Origin of the sequence: Kitasatospora sp. NPDC059648 (assembly GCF_042734825.1) — a bacterium.
GTDB lineage: Bacteria > Actinomycetota > Actinomycetes > Streptomycetales > Streptomycetaceae > Kitasatospora.
Map to the genome: position 1 here is coordinate 300,155 of NZ_JBHWDU010000001.1, position 14,864 is coordinate 315,018.

Annotated in this window: 16 protein-coding genes and 2 tRNA genes; 14 read left to right on the top strand and 4 right to left on the bottom strand. The window is 72.9% G+C overall.

Annotation, left to right across the window (positions count from 1 at the left end):
• Positions 1–17 precede the first annotated feature (17 nt).
• On the bottom strand, positions 18–614 hold the full coding sequence (locus ACFV1W_RS01400) for a flavodoxin family protein (protein WP_380411784.1): 597 nt from the start codon (positions 612–614) through the stop codon (positions 18–20).
• Positions 615–768: 154 nt separating this feature from the next.
• On the opposite strand from ACFV1W_RS01400, the gene ACFV1W_RS01405 reads away from it, so the two are divergent.
• The 5 genes from ACFV1W_RS01405 to ACFV1W_RS01425 all read left to right on the top strand — a co-directional run bounded on the left by ACFV1W_RS01405 (position 769) and on the right by ACFV1W_RS01425 (position 4,695).
• Entirely contained in the window at positions 769–1,191 is a 423-nt protein-coding gene (locus ACFV1W_RS01405) for a winged helix-turn-helix transcriptional regulator (protein ID WP_380411785.1), read from the top strand.
• A gap of 111 nt (positions 1,192–1,302) precedes the next feature.
• A tRNA-Thr gene (locus ACFV1W_RS01410) sits at positions 1,303–1,378 on the top strand.
• Between the two features lie 176 nt (positions 1,379–1,554).
• Entirely contained in the window at positions 1,555–2,223 is a 669-nt protein-coding gene (locus tag ACFV1W_RS01415) for a LuxR C-terminal-related transcriptional regulator (RefSeq protein WP_380411788.1), read from the top strand.
• 190 nt (positions 2,224–2,413) lie between these two features.
• Positions 2,414–3,376, top strand: a complete 963-nt coding sequence (galE, locus tag ACFV1W_RS01420; RefSeq protein ID WP_380411790.1) for a UDP-glucose 4-epimerase GalE — start codon at positions 2,414–2,416, stop codon at positions 3,374–3,376.
• A 332-nt stretch (positions 3,377–3,708) separates the two neighbouring features.
• Entirely contained in the window at positions 3,709–4,695 is a 987-nt protein-coding gene (locus ACFV1W_RS01425) for a LuxR C-terminal-related transcriptional regulator (RefSeq protein ID WP_380411791.1), read from the top strand.
• A 15-nt stretch (positions 4,696–4,710) separates the two neighbouring features.
• Here ACFV1W_RS01425 and ACFV1W_RS01430 read toward each other — a convergent pair whose 3' ends face one another.
• Positions 4,711–5,208 carry a MarR family winged helix-turn-helix transcriptional regulator gene (locus ACFV1W_RS01430; protein WP_380411794.1) on the bottom strand — a complete coding sequence of 166 codons (498 nt, stop codon included), beginning with the start codon at positions 5,206–5,208 and terminating at the stop codon, positions 4,711–4,713.
• Between the two features lie 110 nt (positions 5,209–5,318).
• On the opposite strand from ACFV1W_RS01430, the gene ACFV1W_RS01435 reads away from it, so the two are divergent.
• The gene (locus tag ACFV1W_RS01435; protein ID WP_380411796.1) at positions 5,319–6,110 is read left to right on the top strand and encodes a methyltransferase domain-containing protein; all 792 of its coding nucleotides are present in this window, start codon (positions 5,319–5,321) and stop codon (positions 6,108–6,110) included.
• A 98-nt stretch (positions 6,111–6,208) separates the two neighbouring features.
• Here the strand turns inward: ACFV1W_RS01435 and ACFV1W_RS01440 are convergent, their stop codons facing one another.
• Complete coding sequence (locus ACFV1W_RS01440; RefSeq protein ID WP_380411799.1) at positions 6,209–6,811, bottom strand: TetR/AcrR family transcriptional regulator; 603 nt, start codon at positions 6,809–6,811, stop codon at positions 6,209–6,211.
• Between the two features lie 218 nt (positions 6,812–7,029).
• Positions 7,030–8,022, bottom strand: a complete 993-nt coding sequence (locus ACFV1W_RS01445; RefSeq protein WP_380411800.1) for an acyl-CoA desaturase — start codon at positions 8,020–8,022, stop codon at positions 7,030–7,032.
• Between the two features lie 269 nt (positions 8,023–8,291).
• Here ACFV1W_RS01445 and ACFV1W_RS01450 point away from each other — a divergent pair.
• The 8 genes from ACFV1W_RS01450 (at position 8,292) to ACFV1W_RS01485 (ending at position 14,807) form a co-directional block, all read left to right on the top strand.
• A tRNA-Gln gene (locus ACFV1W_RS01450) sits at positions 8,292–8,362 on the top strand.
• A gap of 154 nt (positions 8,363–8,516) precedes the next feature.
• Positions 8,517–9,971 (top strand): bifunctional UDP-N-acetylglucosamine diphosphorylase/glucosamine-1-phosphate N-acetyltransferase GlmU, encoded by a 1,455-nt coding sequence (glmU, locus tag ACFV1W_RS01455; protein WP_380411802.1) that lies wholly within the window; start codon positions 8,517–8,519, stop codon positions 9,969–9,971.
• Positions 9,972–10,171: 200 nt separating this feature from the next.
• Positions 10,172–11,149: a ribose-phosphate diphosphokinase gene (locus ACFV1W_RS01460; RefSeq protein WP_380411805.1), complete on the top strand. Its 978-nt coding sequence runs from the start codon at positions 10,172–10,174 to the stop codon at positions 11,147–11,149.
• Positions 11,150–11,472: 323 nt separating this feature from the next.
• On the top strand, positions 11,473–12,060 hold the full coding sequence (locus ACFV1W_RS01465; protein ID WP_380411808.1) for a 50S ribosomal protein L25/general stress protein Ctc: 588 nt from the start codon (positions 11,473–11,475) through the stop codon (positions 12,058–12,060).
• Between the two features lie 121 nt (positions 12,061–12,181).
• The gene (gene pth / locus ACFV1W_RS01470) at positions 12,182–12,760 is read left to right on the top strand and encodes an aminoacyl-tRNA hydrolase (RefSeq protein ID WP_380411810.1); all 579 of its coding nucleotides are present in this window, start codon (positions 12,182–12,184) and stop codon (positions 12,758–12,760) included.
• 139 nt (positions 12,761–12,899) lie between these two features.
• A complete protein-coding gene (locus tag ACFV1W_RS01475; protein ID WP_380411813.1) occupies positions 12,900–13,223 on the top strand; it encodes a hypothetical protein in 324 nt (107 codons plus the stop codon).
• 101 nt (positions 13,224–13,324) lie between these two features.
• Positions 13,325–13,846: a SigE family RNA polymerase sigma factor gene (locus ACFV1W_RS01480; RefSeq protein ID WP_380411815.1), complete on the top strand. Its 522-nt coding sequence runs from the start codon at positions 13,325–13,327 to the stop codon at positions 13,844–13,846.
• On the top strand, positions 13,836–14,807 hold the full coding sequence (locus tag ACFV1W_RS01485; protein ID WP_380411817.1) for a hypothetical protein: 972 nt from the start codon (positions 13,836–13,838) through the stop codon (positions 14,805–14,807). Before ACFV1W_RS01480 ends, ACFV1W_RS01485 begins: the two co-directional genes overlap by 11 nt.
• The last annotated feature ends 57 nt before the right edge of the window (positions 14,808–14,864 follow it).

Sequence of the window (14,864 nt, forward strand, 5' to 3'; positions counted from 1 at the left end):
ACGAGGGGCGGTGGCGGTCAGCCGGCCAGGGCGGCGCGGCCGGCCAGCACGATCGCGGTGTGCCGGGCGACGCGCTCGCCCAGGTGCTCGGCCGTGGCGATGTCGGCCTTGTGGACGGCCTCCGCGCCGGCGTCGGACGGCGAGGAGGCGGCGGCACCGCTGAAGAAGCCGAGACGGTTGAGGTCGTTCTCGCTGGCGGTGGTGGCGTTCCAGCCCGGCTTGAGGCCGAGGTTGACCCAGTTCATGCCGTGCTGGGCGGCGAGGGTCTGGAAGTAGCCGAGGGTGCTGGCCTTGTCGCCGCTCTTGGAGGCGGAGTTGGTGAAGCCGGCCGCGACCTTGTCCTTCCAGGCGTCGGTGAACCAGCGCTTGCTGGTGGCCTCGGCGAAGACGTGGAAGGCGCCGGAGGCGGTGCCCATGTAGGTGGGGGAGCCGAAGACGATCGCGTCGGCGGCGTCCAGCTGGGCCCACTGCTCCTCGGTGATGGTGTCGACGGCGATCGAGACGACCTCGGCCCCGGCGGCGGCGGCGCCGCGGGCGACGGCCTCGGCGATCACGGCGGTGTGGCCGTAGCCGGAGTGGTAGGCGAGGGCGACGGTCGGGCGGATGGCGGTCATGCGGGGCACTCCTGTGCGGCGGGGGAACGGATGCGGGTCCGGGCGGGCTACCGCCGGTCGAACAGTTTCCAATATAGACCAAGTCTCTATGGGAGACCAAGAGTGTTTCGGAGACCAGGGGCGGATGGGAGACCGCGGGGCTACGCTGGACGGCATGACGACGGAGGAAACCGCCCGCACCGGGACCGGATCGCAGGGGGAGCAGGAGCTCGACGTCTTCGCCCAGCTCTGCCCCAGCCGCGAGATGTTCGCCGAGCTCGCCGACAAGTGGTCGCTGCTGATCCTGATGAGCCTCTCCGCCTGCGGGCCCCAGCGCTTCTCCGAGCTGCAGCGCGGGGTCGGTGGGGTCAGCCGCAAGATGCTCACCCAGTCGCTGCGCAACCTTGAGCGCAGCGGCCTGGTGCTCCGCACGGTCTTCCCGGAGACGCCGCCGCGGGTGGTCTACGACCTGCGGCCGCTCGGTCGGGAGCTGGCCGAGCTGGTCGCCCCGCTCGGGCACTGGACGGAGCGGCGCGCCCTGCAGATGCTCGCGGCCCGCGACGAGTTCGACGCGGCGCACCCCGAAGGGTCCCGGTAGCGGGCCCGCCGGACGGCGGCCGAGGGCCGGACCGGGGCCGATTTCCCTTTCGGGTCGACGGCCGTGTAATGTCTTCCTTGTTCGACCGGCCCGGGAAAACAAACCCGGCAAGCCCCTATAGCTCAGTCGGTAGAGCGTCTCCATGGTAAGGAGAAGGTCTGCGGTTCGATTCCGCATGGGGGCTCCACTGAAAGACCCTCGCCTCACGGCGGGGGTCTTTCGCGTTCCCCGCCCCGGCCGCGTCCGGCCCCGGCGACACGCGGTGGCCTAGCGGGTCGGGTACGGAATGCGCTGTGATGGTGCGTCATCGGCCGCCCGCCCGAGGGGTGCGGGCGCGAGCCGGGCCCCGACCGGGAGGGCGTCATGGGTGTTCGACTCGTGGTGGTCGACGACCACCGGCTGCTGGCCGAGGCGCTGGCCACCGCGCTCCAACTGCGCGGCCACCGGGTGCTCGCGGTCGGCTCCCCGTCCGGCGTCGCCGCCGACCTGGTCGCCGGGCGGCGGCCCGAGGTGTGCCTGTTGGGGGTGTCCGCGCCGGGGGAGCCGGGTGCCTTCGACGGGTTGCGCCGGATCCGCCGGGAGCGCCCGGAGGTGGCCGCGATCGTGCTCGGGCCGGTCGGCGAACTCCGTGGCGCGGCCTGCGCGTTCGCGGCCGGAGCGGCGGGGTACGTGCCGAGCGACGAGCGGATCGAGGTGGTCGAGCGGGCGATCGGGCGGGCCCGGGCGGGCGAGGCCGCGGTGGCGGTGGACGTCCTGCGCGGGGCCTTCGAGCAGTTGCTGCGCCCGGTGGCCGAACCGGACGACGAGGCGGTCCGGCTGCTGCGGCTGCTGACCCGCCGTGAGGTGCAGGTGCTGGCCCGGATCGCGGACGGTGAGGACACCGCGGCGATCGCCGCCGGGATGCGGATCGCCGCGAGCACCGCCCGTACCCACGTCCAGCGCGTGCTGATGAAGCTGGGGGCGCGTACCCGGCTGGAGGCGGCCGCGGTGGCCGCGCGGACCGGTCTGCTGGAGCGGATGGCCGAGGGCTGAGCCGAGGGGGCCGTCGGGGGCGGCCGCGGGGGCTCGTGGAGGTCGGCTGAGGACTGGGTGAGAATGCGCGGGAGTGGATGCCCCGGTGGTCGGGAGCACCCCGCCGGGCAGGGACAATTGACCTCAGTCGTTCGCATTCCGTCGATGGCGCCGCCGACCGGGCGGACCATCGCCCGCTGGAGGTCTCATCATGAGTAAGTACCTGGTCACGGGTGGCGCCGGCTACGTCGGCAGCGTGGTGGCCGCCCACCTGCTGGAGGCGGGGCACCAGGTGACCGTCCTGGACGACCTCTCGACCGGCTTCCGCGAGGGCGTCCCGACGGGTGCCGAGTTCGTCGAGGGCCGGATCCAGGAGGCCGGCGAGGTGCTGGACGGCTCCTTCGACGGCGTGCTGCACTTCGCCGCGTCCTCGCAGGTCGGCGAGTCGGTCGTGGACCCGGAGAAGTACTGGCGCAACAACGTGGCCGGTTCGCTGGAGCTGATCACCGCGATGCGCGCGGCGGGCGTGCGCAAGCTGGTGTTCTCCTCCACCGCCGCCGTGTACGGCGAGCCGGAGGTCGTGCCGATCGCCGAGACCGCCCGGACCTCGCCGACCAACACCTACGGCGCCAGCAAGCTCGCCATGGACCACATGATCACCAGCGAGGCCGTCGCCCACGGCCTGGCCGCAGTCTCGCTGCGCTACTTCAACGTGGCCGGTGCGTACGGCGCCTACGGCGAGCGCCACGACCCCGAGTCGCACCTGATCCCGCTGGTCTTCCAGGCCGCGCTCGGTCAGCGCCCGCACATCGCGGTGTACGGCGACGACTACCCGACCCCGGACGGCACCTGCATCCGCGACTACATCCACGTCGCCGACCTGGCCGACGCCCACCTGCTGGCGCTGGACGCCGCCAAGCCGGGCGAGCACCTGATCTGCAACCTGGGCAACGGCAGCGGCTTCTCGGTGCGCGAGGTGATCGAGTCGGTCAAGCGCGTCACCGGCCGGGAGATCCCGGTGCAGGTCGCCGGTCGCCGGGCCGGTGACCCGGCCGTGCTGGTGGCCTCCGCCGAGCGCGCCCACGAGGCGCTGGGCTGGACGCCGCGCCGCCCGAACCTGGACGACATCGTCGCCGACGCCTGGAAGTTCACCCTGGAGAAGAACGGCGGCTGACGGCGCTCAGGCCGCAACGGCCGAAGGCCCCCTGACCGAAGGCCTCCGGTCGAAGGCCGACGGGCAACCGACCGTTCCGGCAGGTCAGTTGGACGGCTCGCGAGAGTCGCCCGACTGACCGGCCGCGCCACTCACGCCACTGCTGACGGAACTTCACCGAATCGCCACGGGGGCGTTTCCCGGCCCGTACGCTGAGTGCGGTACCGGTGGGGGCCGGCGCCCTTTCGGCCGCACCGGCCACCGGTGGGCGGGCGGATCGGAGGGTCCGGAACGCGGACGCCGGACCGGTCCCCGCTCCCGGGCTCGGGCGCTCTGAGCAGGGGGTAGTGACGATGGGGCGGATCCGGGTCCTGGTGGTCGACGACCACCGGATCTTCGCCGAAGCGCTGGCCGCGGCCCTGGCCGCCGAGCCCGACGTGGAGGTGGGCGCGGCCGGCAGCGCGGCCGCCGCCGAGCGGGCGCTGGAGCGGGCCGCCGCCGAGGGGCGGGCCTACGACGTGGCGCTGGTCGACGCCGACCTGGGGGCCGAGACCGCCGGGCCGCCCGCCCGGCCCGGCGGTGAACCGGCCGAGGAGGCCCGGCGCCGCCCACCCCCGGCCGTACCGCCTCCGCGCTGCCCGGGCGCCGCGCCCGCGGTCCCGGCTTCCCCCACCCGCCCGGCGGAGCAGCCGCGCACGGAACAACCGCGCACGGAGCAGCCGCGCACGGAACAACCGCGCACGGAACAACCGCGCACCGAGCAGGTGCGCATCGAGCGACTCCGCGCCGACCAGGCCCGCGCCGACCAGCTCAGGCCCGCCGCCCCGCCGCCGGACGGCATCACCCTGCTCGGCCGGCTCCGCCGGGCCCACCCGGGGCTGCGCGCCGTGGTGCTGGCCACCGCCGACGACCCGCACCGCGCCGCCCGGGCGCTGCACGCGGGTGCCACCGGCTGGGTGGCGAAGGAGAGTTCGCTGGCCCGGCTGCTCGCGGTGGTCCGGGGGGTGCTGCGGGACGAGACGCACCTGCCGCCCGCGCTGCTCACCGGGGTGATCCGCGAGCTCACCACCGCCCGGCGGGACCGCACCGAGAGCGAGCGGCTGGTCGACACCCTGACGCCCAGGGAGAAGCAGATCCTGCGCTGCATGGTGGCGGGCCTGGGTCGGCAGGCGGTCGCGGAGCGGCTGTACCTGTCGCCGCACACCGTCCGCACCCACATGCAGAACGTGCTGGGGAAGCTGGGGGTGCACTCCACGCTGGCCGCCGTCGCGGTGGCCCGCCGGGCCGGGGTCGGTCCCGCCGAGTCCGCGGTGCCGCCGTCCATCGCCTCCGCCCCGTAGCGGGGCCGGCGGGTCTCAGCCCGGGATGTTGTCGAACGGTGCGACCAGCAGCCGCAGCAGGGCGGCGAGTTCGCCCTGCTGGCCGGAGCTGAGCTGGGCCAGCAGTTCGCGCTCGTGCGCCAGCAGGCCGGCCAGCGCCTGGTCGGCGCGGTCGCGGCCGTCGTCGGTGAGCCGGACGAGCACGCCGCGGCGGTCGTCCGGGTCGGGCAGGCGCTTGACCAGGCCCTTGCCGGTGAGGCGGTCGATCCGGTTGGTCATGGTGCCGGAGGTGACCAGGGTCTGGGTGAGCAGCTGGCCGGGGGAGAGCTGGTACGGGGAGCCGGCCCGCCGCAGCGCGGTCAGGACGTCGAACTCCCAGGGCTCCAGGCCGTGCTCCGCGAAGGCGGTACGGCGGGCGCGGTCGAGGTGGCGGGCGAGCCGGCTGACCCGGCTGAGCACCTCCAGCGGCTCCACGTCGAGGTCGGGGCGCTCCCGGCGCCACGCTGCGACCAGCCTGTCGACCTCGTCCTCCATGACGATCAGTGTATCGGTGGATGTGTCGATGTGAAGTCTCTTGACATCGAGAAATGTGCCAGCGAGGCTACGAGAGATATCTTGATGTCGAGATACCTGCGAGGTGAACCATGACCGGCCCCGTCTGGGACCCGGCGCAGTACCTGCGCTTCGCCGACGAACGCACCCGCCCGCTGCGCGACCTGCTCGCCCGCGTCCCCGCCCTGCCGAACGAGCCCGCCGCGACGGTCCTCGACATCGGCTGCGGCCCCGGCAACTCCACCGCCGTCCTGCGCGAACGCTGGCCGCAGGCCCGGATCACCGGAGTCGACAACTCCGCCCCGATGCTGGAGACCGCCCGCACCGAGGGCGAGCCCACCGCCGACTACCTGCTCGCCGACGCCCGCGACTACGACCCGGCCCCGGCCGGACCCGACCTGATCGCCTCCAACGCGGCCCTCCAGTGGGTGGACGGACACCTGGCGGTGCTGGCCCGCTGGGCGGACGCCCTCATGCCCGGCGGGGTCGTCGCCTTCCAGGTGCCCGGCAACTTCGACGCCCCCAGCCACACCCTGCTCGCCGAACTGCGCCGCAGCGCCCGTTGGCGCGACGCCCTGGGCTCCGACGCCGTCCGCAACGGCGTCCACCGGCCGGAGCAGTACCTCGACGCCCTCGCCGGGGCCGGCTGCGCCGTCGACGTCTGGGAGACCACCTACAGCACCCTGCTGCCGGGGCCGGACCCGGTGCTGGAGTGGGTCAAGGGGACCGCGCTGCGTCCGGTGCTCGGCAGGCTCGCCGACCCGGCGGACCGGGCTGCCTTCCTCGCCGAGTACGGGCGGCTGCTGCGCGAGGCCTACCCGGCCGGGCCGCACGGGACGGTCTTCCCGTTCCGGCGGATCTTCGCGGTCGGGGTGAAGCGCTGAGGGCGGAGCCGTGAGGGCGGAGCGGCGGAGCAGCAGGGGTGGAGCGGCCGAGCGGTAAGAGCGGAGCGGCGGAGCAGGAGCGGCGGAGCAGCCGGGTCTCAGGCCTTGCGGTCGCCGACCAGCTTCGGGTGCCGCTCCAGGCCCTCCAGCCCGTGCCAGGCCAGGTTCACCAGGTGCGCCGCCACCGTCGCCTTGTCCGGCTTGCGGACCTCCAGCCACCACTGGCCGGTCAGCGCGACCATCCCGACGAGCATCTGCGAGTACATCGGGGCCAGCCGGGCGTCGAAGCCCCGGGACTTGAACTCCAGGCCGAGGATGTCCTCCACCTGGGTCGCGATGTCGCTGATCAGCGAGGCGAAGGTGCCGGTCGACTGGGCCACCGGCGAGTCCCGGACCAGGATCCGGAAGCCGTCCGTCGAGGTGTCGATGTAGTCCATCAGCGCGAACGCCGCCTGCTCCAGCAGCTCGCGCGAGTGCCCGCCGGTGAGCGCCCCCGTCACCATGTCCAGCAGCAGTTGCATCTCGCGGTCCACCACCACGGCGTAGAGCCCCTCCTTGCCCCCGAAGTGCTCGTACACCACGGGCTTGGAGACGCCCGCGCGCTCGGCGATCTCCTCCACCGAGGTGCCGTCGTAACCGCGCTCGGCGAAGACCGTACGGCCGATCTCCAGCAGCTGCTCGCGGCGCTGCTTGCCGGTCATCCGGACCCGGCCGCCCCGCCGGCGCGGGGCCGGCGCCGTACCGGACCCGGGGTCCGCGGCGCTCTCGTTGCCGCCGTCGGGGGCCGCGCCCGCCGCTGCGGCGGCCCGCGGACGGGCCGGCGCCGTTCCGGGCGCCGCGTCCGTCCGCGTGCTGTGGTGACCGCCTGTGCTGTCTGCGCTGCTCCCGTTCACCCCTACATCATGCTGGAAGCGCCGCCTCATGCTGCGCGGCGGGCGGCGATCCGCTGCGCGTCCGGCCAGCGGACGTCCCGCACCCAGCCGGCCAGCTCGAACCAGCGGATCAGCCGGGCCGAGGAGTCGATCTGCCCGCGCAGCACCCCGTGCCGGGCCGAGGTCGGGTCGGCGTGGTGCAGGTTGTGCCAGGACTCGCCGCAGGAGAGCACCGCGAGCCACCAGACGTTGCCGGAGCGGTCCCGGGAGCGGAACGGGCGCCGTCCGATCGCGTGGCAGATCGAGTTGATCGACCAGGTGACGTGGTGCAGCAGCGCGACCCGGACCAGCGAACCCCAGAAGAAGGCGGACAGCGCGGCCTGCCAGGACAGGCCCAGCAGGCCGCCGACCAGGGCGGGCAGCAGCAGCGAGATGGTGGTCCAGAGCCAGAACAGCCGGGAGATCCGCCGCATCGCCGGGTCGCCGACCAGGTCGGGCGCGTACTTGGCCTGCGGGGTCTGCTCCTCGTCGAACATCCAGCCCATGTGCGCCCACCACAGGCCCTTGATCAGCGCCGGGACGCTCTCGCCGTAGCGCCACGGCGAGTGCGGGTCACCCTCCTTGTCGCTGAACCGGTGGTGCTTGCGGTGGTCGGCCACCCAGCGCACCAGCGGGCCCTCGACCGCCAGGCTGCCGACGACCGCCAGGGCCAGCCGCATCGGGCGGGAGGCCTTGAAGGCGCCGTGGGTGAAGTAGCGGTGGTAGCCGATGGTGATTCCGTGACAGGTGAGGAAGTACATGGCGACGGTGATCGCCGCGTCCGTCCAGCCGAGTCCCCACCCCCAGGCCACCGGTACGGCGGCGACCAGGGCGGCGAACGGCACGAGGATGAACAGGCCGAGCGCGATCCGCTCGGCGAGACCCTGCTTCTCCCCGCCGCGGGTGGCGGACAACCGGGTGGCGGCGTCGGCGGAGGGATCGGAGGGGGTGTCGGGAGGCGCGGCGGCCCCCGCGCGCTCCCCGCCGGCCTGGATGGTCATGGGCGTCCCTTCGCGGCGTCCCGGGAACGGGAACAACGGAACCTACGTTGGCGTAACTTACGGCATCGTAGGTTGCGCTCCGTGGTCGGGGGAACGCACCGCCGCGCGGCGCTCGGGTGAATTCACCCGACTGGATGGATGAACCCCGGGCCGCCGCCGTGCCTGGTTCGGACGGGCCAGGACGGTCGACACAGGTGGTAGATGTGGAGCGCGCTACCCCGTAGTCTTGCCCCAGCGCGCCGTCGGGGCTCCGGCGGCGGGAGCTCCGGTCCCGGATCGTCTAAGGGCAGGACAGCTGGTTTTGGTCCAGCTTATGGGGGTTCGAATCCTCCTCCGGGAGCACTGAGTACGGCCGCGGGCGGGCATGCGCGGGCCGGGCCGCTGGCATTCCGCTCGGCTGCCCCGCACTATCCTCGAACTGCCAGAGCACATGTGCGGACCCGCGTTCTGGCCTGCTCTGTCCTCTCTGTGAACCTAATGAGGAGCCTCCCCGCATGGGTGCCAATTCGCTTGCCGCCGTTGTCGTGCTCGCCGCCGGTGGCGGGACCCGGATGAAGTCGAACAAGCTGCCCAAGGTGCTGCACGAGGTGTGCGGGCGCTCGCTGGTGGGTCACGCGGTGTCGGCGGCCGGGGAACTGACGCCGGGGCAGCTCGTCGTGGTCGTCGGGCACCAGCGCGAGCAGGTCGAGGAGCACCTGGCGGCGCACTACCCGGGCGCGCGCCCCGTGGTGCAGGAGGAGCAGAACGGCACCGGCCACGCGGTCCGCACCGCGCTGGAGGCGCTGGCCGCCGACGGCGTCACGCTGGACGGCACGGTGATCGTCACCGCCGGGGACTCCCCGCTGCTGACCGGGGACACCCTGCGCCGGCTGGCGAAGTCGCACGAGGCGCAGCAGAACGGCGTCACCGTGCTGACCGCCGTCGTCCCGGAGCCCTTCGGCTACGGCCGGATCCTGCGCGACGAGGACGGTACGGTCGCCGCGATCGTCGAGGAGCGGGACGCCACCGACACCCAGCGCGCGATCGCCGAGATCAACTCGGGCGTCTTCGCCTTCGACGCCAAGCTGCTCACCGAGGCGCTGGCCGAGCTCACCACGGACAACTCGCAGGGTGAGGAGTACCTGACCGACACCCTGGAGATCCTGCGCAGGGCCGGTCACCGGGTCGGCGCCGTGGTCGCCGAGGACCACCGCGACATCCTGGGCATCAACGACCGGGTCCAGCTGGCGCAGGCCCGTCGGCTGCTGAACGACCGCCTGCTGGAGCGGGCGATGCGGGCCGGCGTCACCGTGGTGGACCCGGCCACCACCTGGGTCGACGTCCAGGTGACGTACGAGCCGGACGCCGTCGTGCTGCCGAACACCCAGCTGCAGGGCGCCACCCACCTGGGCGAGGGCTGCGAGGTGGGCCCGAACTCCACCCTGAAGGACACCCTGGTCGGCGCCGGCGCCCGTGTGAGCAACACCACGGCCGACCGCGCGGAGATCGGCGAGCTGGCCGCCGCCGGCCCGTACGCCTACCTGCGGCCGGGGGCCAAGCTGGCCCGCAAGGCGAAGGTCGGCACCTACGTCGAGATCAAGAACTCCGAGCTGGGCGAAGGAGCCAAGGTGCCGCACCTCTCCTACATCGGCGACGCCACGATCGGCGAGGGCACCAACGTCGGTGCGGCCTCGGTCACCGTGAACTACGACGGGGTCAACAAACACCGCACGGTCATCGGCGCACACTGCCGCACCGGCTCGGACAACATGTTCATCGCGCCGGTCACCGTCGGTGACGGCGCCTACACCGGCGCGGGCTCGGTGATCACCACCGACGTTCCGCCCGGCGCACTCGGCGTGAACCGCGCGCAGCAGCGCAACATCGAGGGCTGGGTCGAGCGCAAGCGCCCCGGGACGGTGTCCGCGCAGGCCGCGAAGGCCGCGGTGGACGGCGCCGGGGAGGCCTGACCGGCGGGCCGGCGCCGGCCGGACGGTCCCGGGGCGGACGGTTTCTGCGCGGGCGCGTAACCTTGGGGACATACGTGCGCCACTGGGCTTACCGCCCGTGTCCAGGCGTACCGACATTCCCTGATCCCCCGTGGGTGCGGGCTGCGCCTGCCCTCCTCGGGACGAGGGATTCAGCGTCCGCAACGCGAGGAGACGGTGCAGTGAGCGGGATCACGACGTCGGGTGAGAAGAAGCTCAAGCTCTTCTCCGGCCGTGCCCACCCGGAACTGGCGAAGGAGGTTGCCGAGGCGCTGGGGACCGAGCTGGTCCCGACCAAGGCCCTCGACTTCGCCAACGGCGAGATCTACGTCCGCTTCCTGGAGTCGGCCCGCGGTGCGGACTGCTTCGTGATGCAGAGCCACACGGCTCCCATCAACCAGTGGATCATGGAGCAGCTGATCATGATCGATGCTCTGAAGCGGGCCTCCGCCCGGAGCATCACCGCGATCCTGCCGTTCTACGGCTACGCCCGTCAGGACAAGAAGCACCTGGGCCGCGAGCCGATCTCGGCCCGCCTGGTCGCCGACCTGCTGCGCCAGGCCGGTGCCGACCGCCTGATGGCCGTGGACCTGCACACCGCGCAGATCCAGGGCTTCTTCGACGGCCCGGTGGACCACCTGTTCGCGCTGCCGCTGCTGGCCGACTACATCGGCGAGAAGGTGGACCGCTCGAAGCTGACCGTCGTCTCGCCGGACGCCGGCCGGGTCAAGGTCGCCGACCAGTGGTGCGACCGGCTGGACGCCCCGCTGGCGATCATCCACAAGCGCCGCGACATGACCCAGGCCAACACCATCCTGTCGGCCGAGGTCGTCGGTGACGTCAAGGACCGGGTCTGCGTCCTGGTCGACGACATGATCGACACCGCCGGCACGATCTGCGCCGCGGCCGACGCGCTGTTCGAGAACGGTGCCGCGGACGTCGTGGTCGCCGCCACCCACGGCGTGCTCTCCGGCCCGGCCGCGGACCGGCTGAAGAACTCGCGGGTGAGCGAGTTCGTGTTCACCAACACGCTGCCCACCCCGGCGCAGCTCCAGCTGGACAAGATCACCACGCTGTCCATCGCCCCGTCGATCGCCGCCGCGATCCACGAGGTGTTCGAGGAGGGCTCGGTCACCAGCCTCTTCGAGGGCGTGCACTGACCTCCGCGGGCGTGCACTGACGAAGCCCCGCGCAGGCGGCCCCGGACCATCCACGGTCCGGGGCCGCCGCCGTTCCCCCCGGGAGGGAGCCGATTTCGCGGGAGGGGGTCGGTGCGGTTAGACTCGTGAAACTGCTCGGCGAGGGATGCCGTGTGCCTGCTCGACGGGCACCGACACCGTGATCGACGCGCTGCCGGTAGCGGATTCCGTCCGCCGGCAGAGGCCGTTTCCGCCGAGTGACCCCCGAACGTACTGAGGGTGTGGTCCCGGCGGTTTTTCGCGTTGCCTGCACCCCCGCGCCAGTCTTCACGAGGAGTGCAGTCGTGTCCGAGATCCGCCTTGCCGCCGAGACCCGTACCGAGTTCGGCAAGGGTGCCGCCCGTCGCGCCCGCCGCGCCGGCTTCGTCCCCGGTGTCGTCTACGGCCACGGCCACGCCCCGGTTCACCTGAACCTGCCCGGCCACGACCTGATGATGGCCCTCAAGACCCCGAACGCCCTGCTGGTCGTTCCGATCGACGGCAAGGACGAGTACGTCCTGCCGAAGGCCGTCCAGCGCGAGGCCATCAAGCGCACCATCGAGCACGTCGACCTGCTGCTGGTCAAGCGTGGCGAGAAGGTCACCGTCGAGATCCCGGTCCACACCGAGGGCGAGCTGGCCCCCGGCGGCAACCTGGTGGAGCACGTCCTGCAGGCCCTGCCGATCGAGGCCGAGGCCACCCACCTGCCCGAGGCCGTCACCGTCTCCATCGAGGGCCTGGAGGCCGGTGCCTCCATCCACGCCAAGGACATCGTCCTGCCGGCCAACGTCTCGCTGGCCGTCGACGCCGACGCCGTCGTGCTGCAGGTCATCGCCGCCCAGGCCGCCCCGGTCGAGGACGAGGCCGCCGAGGCCGAGGGTGCCGAGGCCTGAGCCTCGTAGCCTTCACCGCTGTCGACCGCTGCCCCGGTCGCTCCCCCGGAGCGGCCGGGGCAGCGGTGTGTCCGGGATGATGACGTCGAGCGCGGAGTCGAGCGCGAAGGAGAAGAGAGGCATGGCGGAGGATTACGACGGGCCCTGGCTGGTGGTCGGGCTGGGCAATCCGGGGGAGCAGTACGCCAGGAACCGGCACAACATCGGCTTCATGGTGGCGGACCTGCTGGCGCAGCGGATGGGCGCCAAGTTCAAGGCGCACAAGAGCCGGGCCCAGGTGGCCGAGGGGCGGCTGGCGGGCAGGCGGGTGGTGCTGGCCAAGCCGATGTCCTTCATGAACCTCTCCGGCGGGCCGGTGACGGCGCTGCGGGACTTCTACAAGGTGCCGGCCTCGGCGCTGATCGCCGTCCACGACGAGCTGGACATCGACTACGCGGCGCTGCGGCTGAAGCTGGGCGGCGGGGACAACGGCCACAACGGGCTGAAGTCGATCACCAAGTCGCTGGGCCCGGACTACTACCGGGTGCGCTGCGGGATCGGCCGCCCGCCGGGCCGGATGGAGGTCGCGGACTTCGTGCTGAAGGACTTCTCCTCGACCGAGCGCAAGGAACTGGAGTGGTTCGTGGACCGCTCGGCGGACGCGGTCGAGGCGCTGCTGTCCGAAGGACTGGAGCGGGCGCAGGGCACCTACAACTCCTGACGGTTCGTCATGTGCACGGTGTGCCGGGTACACAACAGTCGTGCAACGCTTGCCCCGCCGAACCTGAATCCGTGTGAGAAGCCCGTGCGGGATCGGATAGCGTCGGCCTGGTACGCGAACGGGTCCTGGGGAGTTCTCGATGCGGAGATTGCGTCCGGTCCGCCGACTTCGACGGCTCCGGGTGGTCCGGCTGAAGCAGCTCGGACGACGGGTGGGCACCGCCGGTGCGCTGGGGGCGGCCGGGATGCTGCTGTCCAGCGGTGCGGTGGCGCACGCCGACCCGGTGGCCGAGCCGGATCCGGCGGTCACGCCGGAGCCCGCGGCGGCCCAGTTCGGCCCGGTGCTGGGCGACTCGGTCGGCCCGGACGCCGGGCTGCTGGCGGTCGGCGGCGGCCTGGTGGTCGTGGCCGGCGGAGCGGCGCTGTGGCTGAAGCGCCGGCGCGCGGGCGAGCCCGCCGAGTAGGACGTGAAGTGAGGGCCGGTGTCCACGGGAGTGGGCACCGGCCCTTCGCCGTCCTGCCATCCGTTGTCATCCGTTTCCGGCGGCCGGTGCGTCATGGGGGTATGAAGCGCGAATCGATGCGCCCGGGGGGTTCCGGATCCGACCCGTTCGACGAGTTCGTCGCGGCGCGGTACCAGGCCCTCCTGCGGGGGGCGTACCTGATCACCGGGGATGTCCACGACGCCCGGGACCTGTTGCACGACGCCCTGGCGCGGGTGTACCCCAAGCGGTCGGCGATCCGGGAGCCCCGAGCGGCCGAGGGGTACGTCCGCAGGGCGATGGTCCGCACGCACGTCTCGCGGTGGCGCCGGACCAGACGCGAGGTGCTGACGTCCGCCCTGCCGGACAGGCCGGCGGTCCAGGAGGCCGAGCGGGACGGACGGTTGGCGGCGGCGCTGGCCGGGCTGCCGCGGCGGCAGCGGGCCGCGGTGGTGCTGCGCTACTACCTGGACCTGTCCGTCGCACAGGTGGCGGTGGAGCTGGGGTGCTCGGTGACGACGGCGAAGACCCACCTGGCGCGGGGGATCAAGGCGCTTCGAGAGGAACTGGAACCGGCGAGGGAGTTGGTGGGGCGTGAACGCTGAGGACGGGTTCGAGGAGGAGCTGTCCGTCCGACTCGGGGCGCGGGCGGCGGGGATCGGTGGCAGCCCGCCGTTGGCCGAGCTGCGCGAGGCGGGGCGCCGGCGGGCCCGGCGACGGGCGGTCGTGCGGGCCGTCACGGCGGTGGCGGTGCTGGCGGTCGGCGCGGGGGTCCTGACGCAGGTGGGCGGCGGATCCGGGCCCGGCCGTACGGGCGCGGCCGGGGCAGGCGTCGCTCTGATGAGCCCGACGACGGCTGCGACGGGCGCGGGGCCGGAGGCCGTGATCCTGGAGTGCGCCAAGGGGCCCACGGCCATGCGGACACCGGGCTGGCACCAGCACCCGGCCTGGACGCCTCCGGCGGTGCCGTCGTCGGGTGCTCCGTCGTCCAACGTGCCGTCGTCCAACGTCCCGTCGTCGGGTGCTCCGTCGTCCAACGTGCCGTCGTCCAACGTCCCGTCGTCGGGTGCTCCGTCGTCCAACGTGCCGTCGTCCAACGTCCCCTCGTCGAGGGTGCCGTCGTCCGGTGCTCCGTCGTCGTTGTCGTCGGCCGGTCCGTCGAGCGTCGAGTTGGGGCGTGCCGGGGTGGCCGTGGAGATGACGGCGACCATGAACGTGCTGTTTCGCGAGCACTACTTCGGTACCTGCCGCGACGCGGACACGAACACGCTCTACGTGATGCGGGTCCCGGGCAGCGAGCTGGACGTCGCCGCGACCCGGGCGGTGGCCGACCGGCCCTGGGTGAAGCTGCGGTTCGTGGATGCGGCCGGTTCGCGTGACCAGCTGACGGCGTTCGGCGACCGGATCCGGGCGGACGCCGAGGAGTGGCGGTCCAAGGGCGTGGAGATCGAGGCGGTGACCCTCGCCGTCGACGGCACCGGTGTGGTGGTCGACACCCCGCAGTGGGCGTCCGCGGGGGCGGAGATCAAGGCGAAGTACGGCCCCCTGGTGGCCGAGGTCCGCTAGGCCCCCGTCTGACGCGAAGGGCCGGTGCCTCCGTCTCGGAGGCACCGGTCCTTCGCT